This window comes from Burkholderia sp. AU38729, from assembly GCF_020419725.1.
Classification (GTDB): domain Bacteria; phylum Pseudomonadota; class Gammaproteobacteria; order Burkholderiales; family Burkholderiaceae; genus Burkholderia.
Genome location: NZ_JAIZQO010000002.1, coordinates 684,197 through 697,924, shown reverse-complemented (window position 1 = coordinate 697,924; position 13,728 = coordinate 684,197). Strand labels below are relative to the sequence as shown.

At 64.8% G+C, this 13,728-nt stretch carries 13 protein-coding genes; 8 read left to right on the top strand and 5 right to left on the bottom strand.

Annotation, left to right across the window (positions count from 1 at the left end):
- Positions 1-635: 635 nt before the first annotated feature.
- The 3 genes from LGM56_RS08125 to LGM56_RS08115 are packed head-to-tail and all read left to right on the top strand — an operon-like array spanning position 636 to position 1,824.
- Positions 636-959: an ArsR/SmtB family transcription factor gene (locus LGM56_RS08125; RefSeq protein ID WP_069252885.1), complete on the top strand. Its 324-nt coding sequence runs from the start codon at positions 636-638 to the stop codon at positions 957-959.
- Positions 959-1,390 (top strand): SRPBCC family protein, encoded by a 432-nt coding sequence (locus tag LGM56_RS08120; protein WP_226204003.1) that lies wholly within the window; start codon positions 959-961, stop codon positions 1,388-1,390. Before LGM56_RS08125 ends, LGM56_RS08120 begins: the two co-directional genes overlap by 1 nt.
- Positions 1,387-1,824 carry a DUF1801 domain-containing protein gene (locus LGM56_RS08115; protein ID WP_226204001.1) on the top strand — a complete coding sequence of 146 codons (438 nt, stop codon included), beginning with the start codon at positions 1,387-1,389 and terminating at the stop codon, positions 1,822-1,824. Before LGM56_RS08120 ends, LGM56_RS08115 begins: the two co-directional genes overlap by 4 nt.
- Positions 1,825-1,945: 121 nt before the next feature.
- On the opposite strand, the gene acnA is transcribed toward LGM56_RS08115, so the two are convergent.
- The 5 genes from acnA to LGM56_RS08090 form a co-directional block, all read right to left on the bottom strand.
- The gene (gene acnA, locus LGM56_RS08110; protein ID WP_226203999.1) at positions 1,946-4,663 is read right to left on the bottom strand and encodes an aconitate hydratase AcnA; all 2,718 of its coding nucleotides are present in this window, start codon (positions 4,661-4,663) and stop codon (positions 1,946-1,948) included.
- Positions 4,664-4,715: 52 nt separating this feature from the next.
- Positions 4,716-6,167 carry a bifunctional 2-methylcitrate dehydratase/aconitate hydratase gene (locus tag LGM56_RS08105; protein WP_226203997.1) on the bottom strand — a complete coding sequence of 484 codons (1,452 nt, stop codon included), beginning with the start codon at positions 6,165-6,167 and terminating at the stop codon, positions 4,716-4,718.
- Between the two features lie 22 nt (positions 6,168-6,189).
- Complete coding sequence (locus LGM56_RS08100; RefSeq protein ID WP_089442945.1) at positions 6,190-6,705, bottom strand: hypothetical protein; 516 nt, start codon at positions 6,703-6,705, stop codon at positions 6,190-6,192.
- A gap of 230 nt (positions 6,706-6,935) precedes the next feature.
- Positions 6,936-7,943, bottom strand: a complete 1,008-nt coding sequence (locus LGM56_RS08095) for an HpcH/HpaI aldolase/citrate lyase family protein (protein ID WP_226204232.1) — start codon at positions 7,941-7,943, stop codon at positions 6,936-6,938.
- Between the two features lie 184 nt (positions 7,944-8,127).
- Entirely contained in the window at positions 8,128-9,114 is a 987-nt protein-coding gene (locus LGM56_RS08090) for a malate dehydrogenase (RefSeq protein ID WP_046549914.1), read from the bottom strand.
- Positions 9,115-9,402: 288 nt separating this feature from the next.
- On the opposite strand from LGM56_RS08090, the gene LGM56_RS08085 reads away from it, so the two are divergent.
- The 5 genes from LGM56_RS08085 (at position 9,403) to LGM56_RS08065 (ending at position 13,692) form a co-directional block, all read left to right on the top strand.
- A complete protein-coding gene (locus LGM56_RS08085; RefSeq protein WP_039358249.1) occupies positions 9,403-10,227 on the top strand; it encodes a GntR family transcriptional regulator in 825 nt (274 codons plus the stop codon).
- Positions 10,228-10,397: 170 nt separating this feature from the next.
- Positions 10,398-10,814 (top strand): succinate dehydrogenase, cytochrome b556 subunit, encoded by a 417-nt coding sequence (gene sdhC, locus LGM56_RS08080; protein ID WP_206138036.1) that lies wholly within the window; start codon positions 10,398-10,400, stop codon positions 10,812-10,814.
- Between the two features lie 4 nt (positions 10,815-10,818).
- Positions 10,819-11,187 carry a succinate dehydrogenase, hydrophobic membrane anchor protein gene (gene sdhD / locus LGM56_RS08075; protein ID WP_011355745.1) on the top strand — a complete coding sequence of 123 codons (369 nt, stop codon included), beginning with the start codon at positions 10,819-10,821 and terminating at the stop codon, positions 11,185-11,187.
- Between the two features lie 3 nt (positions 11,188-11,190).
- Entirely contained in the window at positions 11,191-12,969 is a 1,779-nt protein-coding gene (gene sdhA, locus LGM56_RS08070) for a succinate dehydrogenase flavoprotein subunit (protein ID WP_089497371.1), read from the top strand.
- A gap of 21 nt (positions 12,970-12,990) precedes the next feature.
- Complete coding sequence (locus LGM56_RS08065) at positions 12,991-13,692, top strand: succinate dehydrogenase iron-sulfur subunit (RefSeq protein ID WP_011355743.1); 702 nt, start codon at positions 12,991-12,993, stop codon at positions 13,690-13,692.
- Positions 13,693-13,728 lie beyond the last annotated feature (36 nt).

Below are 13,728 nucleotides of genomic sequence, written 5' to 3'. Positions count from 1 at the left end.
TTTTTTAGGAGAGGCGACGTTACTGGAACCCCCGGCCCTTGTGGGGCCGCGAGCGGTGACGAGCGTAGGGCGTCGGTGTCGTTGGGGTAGCTGCCATTTTCCATAGCTGTCAGTTCTGACATCGGCGCGGGTGCACGCATGTGCTGCGTCATGCGCATATGCGAATTGCGGCAGCGGCGAGCGGAACCGGTTCGCGATACGGCGGCGCAGCGACGCGCGACGCTCGCACGCACGAGTCGCTCGTCACGACGCCGGAACGTGCGCGATCGCGGAGCGGATCGCCGGGTGAACGCATCGTGCGCGACCGGTCGTTGTCGCGTGCCGCGTCGCACTATGTGGTCAAACGCCGCGACACGGCAGGAACGGATTCGCGCGTGCACAAAAATGGGATCGCTCGGCCGCAAACGTTTCCCGAACTGTGGAACGGTGCTTCCGGCAGTCTTGCGGGTGTCTTTCGGATTGCATGCGGCAATTGCGGATTAGAGGAAGGGCTCGAATTCGGGGGCGTGGATACCCCGTACGGCGGATAGCGGGCCCGCGCAAGATTGCGCGGCGTCGTTCGCGAAATTCCGCCTTGACGTGCGTCGATCAGCGGATATGCTTCAATTCATAACCATCGGGTTATGAATTTGGACATGCAGAACGCACACGACATGCTTTTCAGGACACTGGCCGATCCCACGCGCCGCGCGCTCTTCGAGCGGCTGTGCGCGGACGGCGAGCTGACGGTTGCCGCGCTGACGGCCCATGCGGGCGTCTCGCAGCCGGCCGTCTCGAAGCATCTGGGCGTCCTGAAGCAGGCCGGGCTCGTGAGCGACCGTCACGAAGGCCGGCAGACGCACTACAGCGCGCAGCCTCAAGCGCTGGCCCCGTTGATCGACTGGACGAGCCAGATGGCCGGCTTCTGGCAGACCCGGTTCGATGCCCTCGAAGATCTTCTCAAAAGGATGGACCAGTAATGAACCAGGCCACCACCGAAACGCGCTCAGTCGTCGTCGACCGGGAGCTGCCCCATCCGCCGGAGAAGATCTGGCGCGCGCTCACGCAACCGCACCTGATCGAGGCGTGGCTGATGAAGAGCGACTTCGAGCCCGTCGCGGGCCGCGCCTTCAGCTTCCGTGCGGACTGGGGCTCGGTCGACTGCACGGTCCTCACGATCGAGCCGCCGCATGCGTTGTCCTATACGTGGGCCGCATACGGCCTCGAAAGCGTCGTCACGTGGACGCTCACGCCGACACCGCACGGCACGCACCTGCGGATGGAGCAGGTCGGCTTCCGGACCGACCAGGAGCAGGCGTACCGCGGTGCGCAGCACGGCTGGGTCCGCTTCTTCGACTCGCTCGAACAGGTGCTGGCTGGCCCCGACGAACGCACGGAGGCTCGCGCATGAGCCCAACCGACCTCACGCCGTCGGAGCGTATCGACGCGCTGATCGCCGGCATCGCCGACTGGCGCGGCAAGACCTTCGCCGACCTGCGCCAGACGATCCTCGACGCGCAAGCGGGCATCGTCGAGGAATGGAAATGGATGGGCAGCCCCGTATGGTCGTGCGACGGGATGATTGCGGTGGCGAACGCGCACAAGGGCAAGGTGAAGCTGACCTTCATGCACGGCGCGCAACTGCCCGATCCCGACAAGCTTTTTAACGACGGCCTCGACGGCAATGCGCGGCGCGCGATCGATTTCTTCGAAGGCGACAAGCTCGACAAGCGGGCACTGAAGAATCTGGTGCGCGCGGCGATCGACTACAACCGCACGCATCTGCAGAAGAACACCCGGCGAGCGGGCGCAGGCACGAAGGCGCGGGCCGACAAGGCGGCATGACGCGCCGCACGACCGGTCACGCGGCGTAGCGCAGGCAAAAAAAGCCCGACACGAGGTCGGGCATCCAAATCGGCCGCAACCGCCCGCGAGGCGGCTGCGGCACCTGCAAGGTGCAGGGCGCTTACGCTGCGAGCAGCGAGCGCAGCACGAACGGCAGGATCCCGCCGTGCTTGTAGTAGTCGACTTCGATCGGCGTATCGATGCGCAGCAGCACCGGCACGCGCTGCGATTCGCCGTTCTTGCGGTGGATCACGAGCGTGACGTCCTGTTGCGGCTTGAAGTCGTCGCCGAGGCCTTCGATGTCGTACGTTTCTTCACCGGTGATGCCGAGCGACTGGACGCTGTCCGCGCCCTTGAACTGCAGCGGCAGCACGCCCATGCCGACCAGGTTCGAGCGGTGGATGCGCTCGAAGCTGCGTGCGATCACGGCCTTCACGCCGAGCAGTTGCGTGCCCTTCGCGGCCCAGTCGCGCGACGAGCCCGTGCCGTACTCTTCGCCGGCGAACACGACCGTCGGCGTGCCGGCGGCAACGTACTGCATCGCTGCATCGTAGATCGATTGCTGTTCGCCGCTCGGCTGGTGGATCGTCAGGCCGCCTTCGACGCGCGTGCCGTCTGCCTTTGCCGGGATCATCAGGTTCTTGATCCGGACGTTCGCGAACGTGCCGCGCATCATCACGTCGTGGTTGCCGCGGCGCGAGCCGTAGCTGTTGAAGTCGGCCTTCTGCACGCCGTTCTCCTTCAGCCACTTGCCTGCCGGCGAGTCTTCCTTGATCGAGCCTGCCGGGCTGATGTGGTCGGTCGTGACCGAGTCACCGAAGATGCCCAGTGCGCGCGCGCCCTTGACCGTCGGGATCGATGCAGCCGGTTCCATCGAGAAGTCGTTGCCGAAGAACGGCGGCTCGGCGATGTACGTCGACTTCGGCCAGTCGTAGACCTGGCCCGATTCGCCCTCGATCTTGCTCCAGAGGTCGCCCTTCTTGGTCAGCTTCGAGTAGTTGTCCTCGAACTTCTTCGGGTCGAGCGCGAACTTGAGCAGCGCGTGGATTTCTTCGCTCGTCGGCCAGATGTCGCCGAGGTAGATGTCGCGGCCGCCCTTGCCCTTGCCGACCGGTTCGGTCATCAGGTCGCGCGTGATGTTGCCGGCGATCGCGTAGGCGACGACCAGCGGCGGCGACGCGAGGAAGTTCGCACGGATGTTCGGGTGGATACGCGCTTCGAAGTTACGGTTGCCCGACAGCACGGCTGCCGCGACGATGTCGTTCTTCGTGATCGCTTCGTTCAGCTCCGGCGTCAGGTCGCCCGCGTTGCCGATACAGGTCGTGCAGCCGTAGGCCGCGACTTCGAAGCCGAGCTTCGACAGGTAGGGCAGCAGGCCCGTCTTCGTCAGGTACTCGGTGACGATGCGCGATCCCGGCGCGAGCGAGGTCTTGATCTTCGGATCGACCGTGAGGCCGGCCTCGACCGCCTTCTTCGCGAGCAGGCCGGCGGCCAGCAGCACGCTCGGGTTCGACGTGTTCGTGCACGACGTGATCGCGGCGATCAGGATGTCGCCGTTCTTCACGTCGACGCCGTTGCTCGTCGTGTATTGCGTGGCCAGGTCGTCCGCCTTCTTCGCGAAGCCGTTTTCCGCGACCGGCTTCGAGAACAGGTCGGTGAACGTCGACTTGACGTGGCCGATCTCGATGCGGTCTTGCGGGCGCTTCGGGCCGGCCAGCGACGGCGCGACCGTCGTCAGATCGAGCGTCACGACCTTCGTGTAGTCGATGTCGCCGGCCTTCGGGATGCCGAACAGCTTCTGCGCCTTGAAGTAGTTTTCGAACGCGGCGATTTCGGCCTTCGTGCGGCCCGTGCCTTCGAAGTAGTCGATCGTCTTTTCGTCGACCGGGAAGAAGCCCATCGTCGCGCCGTATTCCGGCGCCATGTTGCCGATCGTCGCGCGGTCCGGCAGCGACAGCGACTTCGTGCCTTCGCCGAAGAACTCGACGAACTTGCCGACGACCTTCTCCTTGCGCAGCATTTCGGTGATTGTCAGCACCAGGTCGGTGGCCGTCACGCCTTCGCGCAGCTTGCCCTTCAGCTCGACGCCGACGACGTCCGGCGTCAGGAAGTACACCGGCTGGCCGAGCATGCCGGCTTCAGCCTCGATGCCGCCCACGCCCCAGCCGACCACGCCGATGCCGTTGATCATCGTCGTGTGGCTGTCGGTGCCGACGAGGGTGTCCGGGTAGTACACGGTGTCGCCGCCGTCCGCCTTCTTGTGGACGCCGCGCGCGAGGTATTCCAGGTTCACCTGGTGGACGATGCCGACGCCCGGCGGCACGACCTTGAACGTGTCGAATGCCTGCATGCCCCACTTCATGAACTGGTAGCGCTCGTTGTTGCGCTGGAATTCCAGTTTCATGTTCAGGTCGAGCGCGTCCTTCTGGCGGAAGTAGTCGATCTGCACCGAGTGATCGACGACGAGATCGACCGGGACCAGCGGCTCGATCTTCTTCGGGTTCTTGCCGGTACGCTCCGCGACGCCGCGCATGGCCGCGATGTCGGCGAGCAGCGGCACGCCCGTGAAGTCCTGCAGCACGACGCGCGACACCACGAACGGAATCTCGTCGACGCGCTTGTCGTTCGGCTTCCAGTTCGCGAGCTGCTGGATGTGCTCTTCGGTGATCTTCTTGCCGTCGTAGTTGCGCAGCACGGACTCGAGCACGATACGGATCGACACCGGCAGGCGTTCGATCTTCGTCTTCAGTTCCTTGCCGAGCTGCGGCAGCGAGTAGAACTTGCCTTTGCCGGAACCGCTGTCGAATTCCTTGAGGGTCTTGTGGAGATTGTGGGCCATGGTGATTTTCCTGGGTTTAAGGCTAGGAAACTACGTGTCCTGTAAATGACGGCTATATCACGTACAGATCGACGTACTCATCGACCGGCATCGCTTCGAGCTTTGCCTGGTCCAGCGACACGTCGAGAATCGCTTGTTGCTGCTTGGCCGGGAAGCGGCGGGCAAGGTTGGTCCTGAACTTCTCGACCAGGAGCGGGATGCCTTCGGCCCGGCGCCGCCGGTGGCCGAGCGGGTATTCGACCGCCACCTCGGCAAGCGTCGACCCGTCCGTGAACTCGATCGTCAGTGCATTCGCGATCGAGCGTTTGTCCGGGTCGTGGTAATCCTGCGTGAACTGCGGATCCTCGACGCACACGGTCTTCGCGCGCAGCGCGTCGATGCGGGGATCGGCGGCGGCCGAATCCTCGTAGTCGGCCGCGGTCAGCCGGCCGAACAGCAGCGGCACGGCGACCATGTACTGGATGCAGTGGTCGCGGTCGGCCGGATTGGCGAGCGGGCCCTGCTTGTCGATGATGCGGATCGCGGCCGCGTGCGTGCGGATCGTGATCCGGCTGATGTCGTCGGTCGTGCGGCCCGCGGCGGCGAGCTGCGCGTGCAGCTGCAGCGCGGCCTCGGCGGCCGTTTGCGCGTGGAATTCGGCGGGGAACGCGATCTTGAACAGCACGTTTTCCATCACGTACGTGCCGTACGGGCGCTGGAAGCGGAACGGCTTGCCGTCGAACAGCACGTCGTAGAAGCCCCAGGTCCTGGCGGTGAGCGCCGACGGGTAGCCCATTTCACCCGTTTTCGCGATCAGCGCGAGGCGCACCGCGCGGGAGGTTGCGTCGCCGGCCGCCCAGGACTTGCGCGAGCCGGTGTTCGGCGCGTGGCGGTAGGTGCGCAGCGCGTGGCCGTCGACGAACGCGTGGGACACCGCGTTGATCAGCTCGTCGCGCGTGAGCCCGAGCAGCCGGCCGACGACGGCCGTCGACGCGACCTTCACGAGCAGCACGTGGTCGAGCCCGACCGCATTGAACGAATTCTCGAGCGCGAGGCAGCCCTGGATCTCGTGGGCCTGGATCATCGCGACCAGCACGTCGCGCATCGTGAGCGGCTTGCGGCCGGCCGCGCGGGCCGTGCGGGAAAGCCAGTCGGCCGTCGCCAGGATCCCGCCGAGGTTGTCGGACGGATGACCCCATTCGGCGGCGAGCCAGGTGTCGTTGAAGTCCAGCCAGCGGATCATCGCGCCGATGCCGAAAGCGGCCTGGACGGGATCGAGCTGGAAGGACGTGCCGGGCACCTTCGCGCCGTGCGGCACGATCGTGCCGGGCACGACGGGGCCGAGCAGCTTGGTGCAGGCAGGGTAGGAGAGCGCCTCGAGTCCGCATCCGAGCGTGTCGATCAGGCAATGACGCGCCGTCTCCAGCGCGAGCGCGCTGTCGATGCCGGCATTCAGCACGTAGTCGACGATATCGACGAGTACCGTATCCGGAGCAGGGCGGACGTTGGAGACCGGGGCGGACATCGAGGGGCCGATGGGAACGCGCTTAGTTCGTTGCCGGCTTCAGTTCGTTCGACTGCGTCGGTGCCGGCGTGCCTTGCGCCATTTCCGGCGTCACGCATTCGTCCGCGAGGCGTTCGCCGCCGTTCGCGTCGGAGAACAGCATCGCCTTGGTCGGGATCACGACCAGCTTGAAGCCTGCGGCCGGATCGTAGAACGTGTCGGCGCCCGTCGTCGTGGCCTGACGCGGCAGCTTGTAGTTCTTCTTCGCCCAGTGAACCGTGACGACCTGGTCGCGCTTCATGTCACCGGCGAGGTCGAACGACAGACCTTCCTTGCAGGACCACTTGACTGCGCCGTCCGGTACCGGATCGACCTTCGCCGCGGCACGTGCCTGTGCCTTCTTGCTGCGCGGGATGATGCGCTTGGCCGGCGCCGGGCGCTTGGCCGCTGCCTTCTTCGCGGTCGTCGTGGTCGTACCCTGGGCAAACGCGCTCGGAGCCGACACCAGCATCGTGGCGGACAAGGCGCCGATGGCGGTAGCGATCAGGAGTTTCTTCATGGAGTCAGAACCTTTCGATAATCAGTTGACAAGGGCCGGCAATCTGCGCCGCCGGCCGGTTTGAAACTGCACGCGCCCCGAAAGCGCGCAGCGGCCGCTATTTTCACCTATTTGGCCGCGTGTATATCAGGTTTTCGGGCTCCGTTACGTTTTTTGTCGTTTCGCAAACCTCTATCCGGTTCGCGCGTCGTCGAATGCATGAAACTCGTGTATCGGCCGGCGGCGCGCGCTTACGGTGCGCTGCCCGCGGCGGCCGGGCCGAACAGCGGCGCGGCCTCGGCCGGCACAGGCTGGCCGGTGGCCCGTGCGCGGCGCAGTACCGACCAGTAATAGCGGTAACTCGCGCGATCGTGCAGCGTATCACCATGGCGCGTCGGGCCCCAGTCGGCGGCCTGCGCGGCCAGCAGGATCTCGGCGGCCAGCGCGACCTCGTCGGTGCGCGGCGCGAATGCGTCGACGATCGGGCGGATCTGCGCGGGGTGGATGCTCCACATCCGCGTGAACGCGAATTCGTCGCGGGCGCGGCGCGCATCGCCAGCGACGATGCTCATGTCGCGCACTTCGGTCGTCACGTTGTGCGACGGCGTCTTGCCGTGCGCGTGACAGGCCGCGGCGATTTCCAGCTTCGCGCGGCGCACGAGCGGGTGCTCGAACTGGCCGGGCGCGCGCATCGCGGAATCGGGAATCGCGCCGTGGTGCGCGGAGACGAAATCCATCAGCCCGAAGCTCAGCGTGCCGACCGTCGGCAGCGCGGCGAGAGCGGCCGCCTGTGCGAGCGCGCCGTGCGTCTCGACCAGCACGTCGACGGGAATCGGCTGCGCGATGCCGAGCTCGCGGCGCGTGCCTTCGATGAACGCGGTCATTTCGGCGGCGTCAGCGGCACTCGCGATCTTCGGGAGCGTGATGTAGGCGGGGGCACGCGATGCGCGCAGCACGATGCGTACATCGTCGCGCCAGTGCGGGTGGGAAAAGTCGTGGATGCGGACGCCGACGCGGCCGAAGCGGTTCTCGTCGCTGCCGAGGATGTCGGTGACGAGTGCCGCGTGCGCGGCTTCCTGGCCGACGGCGGCGCCGTCTTCGCAGTCGAGCGTGATGTCGAACACGGGGCCCAGCTCGGCCTGCAGCGCGAGCGACTTGCGCATCAGCTTTTCGCTGCCCGCGTAGTGATCACAGCAGGGCAGGATCGCGGGCGGGGACGCCCCGTCGTACAGCACTTGTGCGGGAGTGAGCGCGGCCATCTCGTCTACGTCAGGGGAGCGGGTCAACGTGGAGAAAATCGGATTCGGACGCGTTCTGGGCCGGTGCGCGGCAAGCGCGGGGCGGCAAAACGTGCGCGGATCGGATCGGTCGGCCGGGCCGGCGGCATGCCGGCCCAGGCCGAAACCGGGCTGCCCGAGGGCCGCCCGGCGAGGTGCTTGATGCTTAGTTCTTCAGCAGGTGGGCGACGCCATCGCGCTCTTCGAGCAGTTCGGCCAGCGTGCCGTCCATCTTCTCGCGCGAGAATGCGTCGATTTCCAGGCCTTCGACGCGCTTGTATTCGCCGTTTTCGCAAACGACCGGCACGCCGTAGATGATGTCTTCCGGGATGCCGTACGAGCCGTCCGACGGGATGCCCATCGTGACCCACTTGCCGTTCGTGCCGAGGACCCAGTCACGCACGTGGTCGATCGCTGCGTTCGCCGCCGACGCTGCCGACGACAGGCCGCGCGCTTCGATGATCGCCGCGCCGCGCTTGCCGACGGTCGGGATGAACGTGTCGCGGTTCCACACGTCGTCGTTGATCAGCTTCAGCAGCGATTCGCCTTCGGCGGTCGCGAAGCGGAAGTCGGGGTACATCGTCGGCGAGTGGTTGCCCCACACGGCGAGCTTCTCGATCGATGCGACCGGCTTGCCCGACTTCGCTGCGAGCTGCGACAGCGCGCGGTTGTGGTCGAGGCGCAGCATCGCCGTGAAGTTCTTCTTCGGCAGATCCGGCGCCGACTTCATCGCGATGTAGGCGTTCGTGTTCGCCGGGTTGCCGACGACCAGCACCTTCACGTCGCGGCTCGCGACTTCGTTCAGCGCAGCGCCCTGAACCGTGAAGATTTCGGCGTTTGCCGACAGCAGGTCCTTGCGCTCCATGCCCTTCGAGCGCGGACGTGCGCCGACCAGCAGTGCGACATCGGCATCCTTGAATGCGACCTTCGGATCGTCGGTGATCACGACGCCCGCGAGCAGCGGGAACGCGCAATCGTCGAGTTCCATCACGACGCCCTTGACGGCGCCTTGGGCTTGCGGGAGGTCGAGCAGTTGCAGGATGACCGGCTGGTCCTTGCCGAGCAGGTCGCCGTTCGCGATGCGGAACAGCAGGGAGTAAGCGATTTGACCTGCGGCGCCGGTGACGGCAACACGCTTTGCGGGCTTAGCCATTGAAAATCTCCAGGACGGGTGAAGCGTTGGACACTCGCGAAAACGCCATTCTATGCGCGTTGTGCTGAGTGTTGCATTGAAGCAGGGCGGAGGACTCGCGATGGCAGACGCGGTGAACCTGGAGACGGCCGTGGCACGTAGCCGGGGACGCGCTTTTGCACCCGCGAACCCTTGCTCGACCCGGAGTGTAGGAGCCGTCCGGCTCAAAGTCAAACGGTATCATATGTCTTATATAAGACAGATGTTTTGCGGAAATTGAGTGGACTTAAAAGTGCGGTTTGTGATGAAATGCGCGCCATGACATCGAACCAGGCGAATACCGCGAATCAGACCGGCGCAGGCGGCCCAGGGCAGCCGGGCGCGAGCGATCCCGCACCTTCGCCCGCGGCGGCTCCGTCGCCGACGTTCAGCCCGTTATACCAGCAGATTAAGTCATTAATCACGCAAAGTCTCGAAACCGGCGAGTGGAAGCCGGGCGAGATCATCCCGAGCGAGGTGGAGCTGGCGGCCCGTTACAAGGTCAGCCAGGGCACCGTCCGCAAGGCGATCGACGAGCTGGCCGCCGAAAACCTCGTGGTCCGGCGGCAGGGCAAGGGCACTTTTGTTGCGACGCACAATGAAGATCGCGCGCAGTTCCGCTTCCTGCGGCTGCTGGCCGACGACGGTGCCGAGCATCCGCACGTGAGCCGCCTGCTCGAATGCCGTCGCCTGCGCGCGCCGGCCGAGATCGCGCGGCAACTCGACCTGAAGCCGGCCGATCCCGTCGTGCAGGTGCGCCGCCTGCTGGAGTTCGAGAACGAAGTGACGGTGCTCGACGAGATCTGGCTGCCGGGCGCGATGTTCCGCGGGCTCACGTTCGAGCGGCTGAGCGAATACAAGGGGCCGCTCTACGCGATGTTCGAGACGGAGTTCGGCACGCGGATGATCCGCGCGACGGAAAAGATCCGCGCGGTGGCGGCGGAGCCGGCGGTGGCCGACCTGCTGCACGTGCCGGCAGGTTTCCCTTTGCTGTCGGTCGAGCGTGTGTCCTATACATACGGAGACCGGCCGGTGGAAGTGCGTCGCGGCTGGTATGTCACAACCGGGTACTACTATCAGAATGACTTGAGCTGACGGTGTATCGGCTCAAGCCGAGTGCGTTCGCGTTCCCCACGTTCGCGAAGCACGTTTCGGGCCGCCTTTGTTCTTGTTCGCGCAACTATCCAGAGCAGACTTTCGCTGCAGCGCGATATAAAAAGGCGCTAAAATCGCGGATTAGTGTGACAACATAGTAGGGGTCTAGCATGACTGATGCAGTAAGAAAGCCGAGGCCGGAATACCGGAACATCGGACTCGCCGATATCACGATGAAATATCGCATGCCGCTGGCAGCGACTTTGTCGATTCTCCACCGAGTCAGCGGCGCGCTGCTGTTCTTGTTCCTGCCGTTCCTGCTGTTCCTCTTCGACCAGAGCCTCACGTCCGAGCTCAGCTTCGAAGTCTTCAAGGCTTTCCTCTCCAACATCATCGTCAAGCTGATCGTCCTCGCACTGTCGTGGGCCTTCTTCCACCATTTCTGCGCCGGCATTCGCCACCTGCTGATGGACGTCAACCACGACGCCGTCACGAAGGAAGGCGGCAAGCGGACGGCAGTCGTCGTCTTTGTCGTCTCGATCGCGCTGACGATCGCCATGGCACTCAAACTGTTCGGAGCATTCTAAGAAAATGGCAGCCAATAACCGAATCGGCTCGAAGCGCCTCGTCGTCGGCGCACATTACGGCCTGCGCGACTGGCTCGCGCAGCGCATCACCGCCACGATCATGGCGGTCTACACGGTCATCCTGCTCGTCCTGTTCTTCGGCGCGCACGATTTCTCGTACGAAGGCTGGGCATCGATCTTCGCCGCGCAATGGATGAAGCTCGCGACCTTCGTGATGCTGCTTTCCCTCTTCTACCACGCATGGGTCGGCGTGCGCGACATCTGGATGGACTACGTGAAGCCCGTCGGTGTGCGCCTGCTGCTGCAATCGCTGACCATCGTCTGGCTGCTCGCATGTGCGGGCTACGCCGCGCAGATTCTCTGGAGAGTGTAAAGAATGGCTGCAATCAAAACTAACCTCCCGCGCCGCAAATTTGACGTCGTGATCGTCGGCGCAGGCGGCTCCGGCTTGCGCGCAGCGCTGCAACTGTCGCGCGCGGGCCTGTCGGTCGGCGTGCTGTCGAAAGTGTTCCCGACCCGTTCGCACACGGTGGCCGCGCAGGGCGGTATCGGTGCGTCGCTCGGCAACATGAGCGAAGACAACTGGCACTTCCACTTCTACGACACGATCAAGGGCTCCGACTGGCTCGGCGACCAGGACGCGATCGAATTCATGTGCCGCGAAGCGCCGAACGTCGTATATGAACTCGAGCACTTCGGCATGCCGTTCGACCGTAACGCGGACGGCACGATCTACCAGCGCCCGTTCGGCGGCCACACCGCGAACTACGGCGAGAAGCCGGTGCAGCGCGCCTGCGCGGCCGCCGACCGTACCGGTCACGCGCTGCTGCACACGCTGTACCAGCAGAACGTCGAAGCGAAGACGCAATTCTTCGTCGAATGGATGGCGCTCGACCTGATCCGCGACGCGGAAGGCGACGTGCTCGGCGTGACGGCCCTCGAGATGGAGACGGGTGACGTCTACATCATGGAAGGCAAGACGACGCTGTTCGCGACGGGCGGCGCAGGCCGGATCTTCGCGGCATCGACCAACGCGTTCATCAACACCGGCGACGGCCTCGGCATGGCTGCGCGTTCGGGCATCGCGCTGCAGGACATGGAGTTCTGGCAGTTCCACCCGACCGGCGTGGCCGGCGCGGGCGTGCTGATCACCGAAGGCGTGCGCGGCGAAGGCGGTATCCTGCGCAACGCGAACGGCGAGCGTTTCATGGAGCGCTACGCGCCGACGCTGAAGGATCTGGCGCCGCGTGACTTCGTGTCGCGTTCGATGGACCAGGAAATCAAGGAAGGCCGCGGCGTGGGTCCGAACAAGGATCACGTGCTGCTCGACCTGTCGCACATCGGCGCCGAGACGATCATGAAGCGTCTGCCGTCGATCCGCGAAATCGCGCTGAAGTTCGCGAACGTCGACGCGATCAAGGAACCGATCCCGGTCGTCCCGACGATCCACTACCAGATGGGCGGCATCCCGACCAACATCCACGGTCAGGTCGTCGGCACGACGCGCGGCGGTCACAAGGATCCGGTCAACGGTTTCTACGCAGTGGGCGAATGCTCGTGCGTGTCCGTGCACGGCGCGAACCGCCTCGGCACGAACTCGCTGCTGGACCTCGTGGTGTTCGGCCGTGCGGCCGGCAACCACATCGTCGAGCACGTGAAGAACCAGAAGGAACACAAGCCGCTGCCGGCCGATGCGGGCGAATTCTCGCTGGCACGTCTGGCGAAGCTCGACAAGTCGACCTCGGGTGAATACACGCAGGACGTCGCGAACGACATCCGCTCGACGATGCAGAAGCACGCAGGCGTGTTCCGCACGTCGGAGCTGCTGAAGGAAGGCGTCGACCAGATGGCCGGCCTGAAGGCACGCGTGGAAAACATCCACCTGAAGGACAAGTCGAAGGTGTTCAACACCGCGCGCGTCGAAGCGCTCGAGCTGGAGAACCTGATCGAAGTTGCTCGCGCAACGATGGTGTCGGCGGAAGCACGCAAGGAAAGCCGTGGCGCACACGCCCACAGCGACTACGAACACCGCGACGACGAGAACTGGCTGCGCCACACGCTGTGGTACAGCGAAGGCGATCGCCTCGACTACAAGCCGGTTCAAATGAAGCCGCTGACGGTCGAATCCGTGCCGCCGAAGCCGCGCACGTTCTAAGCCGAGTCAAAGGAATCCGAAATGGCAAAACGCATTTTTGAAGTCTACCGCTACGATCCGGACAAGGACGCAGCGCCGCGCATGCAGACGTACGAGCTGGAGCTCGAGCACGAGCGCATGCTGCTCGACGCACTGGTCAAGCTGAAGGCCGTGGACGAAACGCTGTCGTTCCGCCGTTCGTGCCGTGAAGGCGTGTGCGGTTCGGACGCGATGAACATCAACGGCAAGAACGGTCTCGCGTGCCTGACGAACCTGAACGACCTGCCGCAGAAGATCGTGCTGCGTCCGCTGCCGGGCCTGCCCGTCGTGCGCGACCTGATCGTCGACATGACGCACTTCTTCAACCAGTACCACTCGATCAAGCCGTACCTGATCAACGACGCGCCGCCGCCTGAGAAGGAACGCCTCCAGTCGCCGGAAGAGCGCGACGAGCTCGACGGCGTGTACGAGTGCATTCTGTGCGCAAGCTGCTCGACGTCGTGCCCGAGCTTCTGGTGGAACCCGGACAAGTTCGTCGGCCCGGCGGGCCTGCTGCAGGCTTACCGCTTCATCGCGGACAGCCGCGACACGGCCACCGGCGAGCGTCTCGACAACCTGGAAGACCCGTACCGTCTGTTCCGTTGCCACACGATCATGAACTGCGTCGACGTTTGCCCGAAGGGCCTGAACCCGACGAAGGCGATCGGCAAGATCAAGGAACTGATGGTTCGCCGCGCGGTTTAATATGATGACCCCCAAGCTCACTGCGTTCGCTGCCCC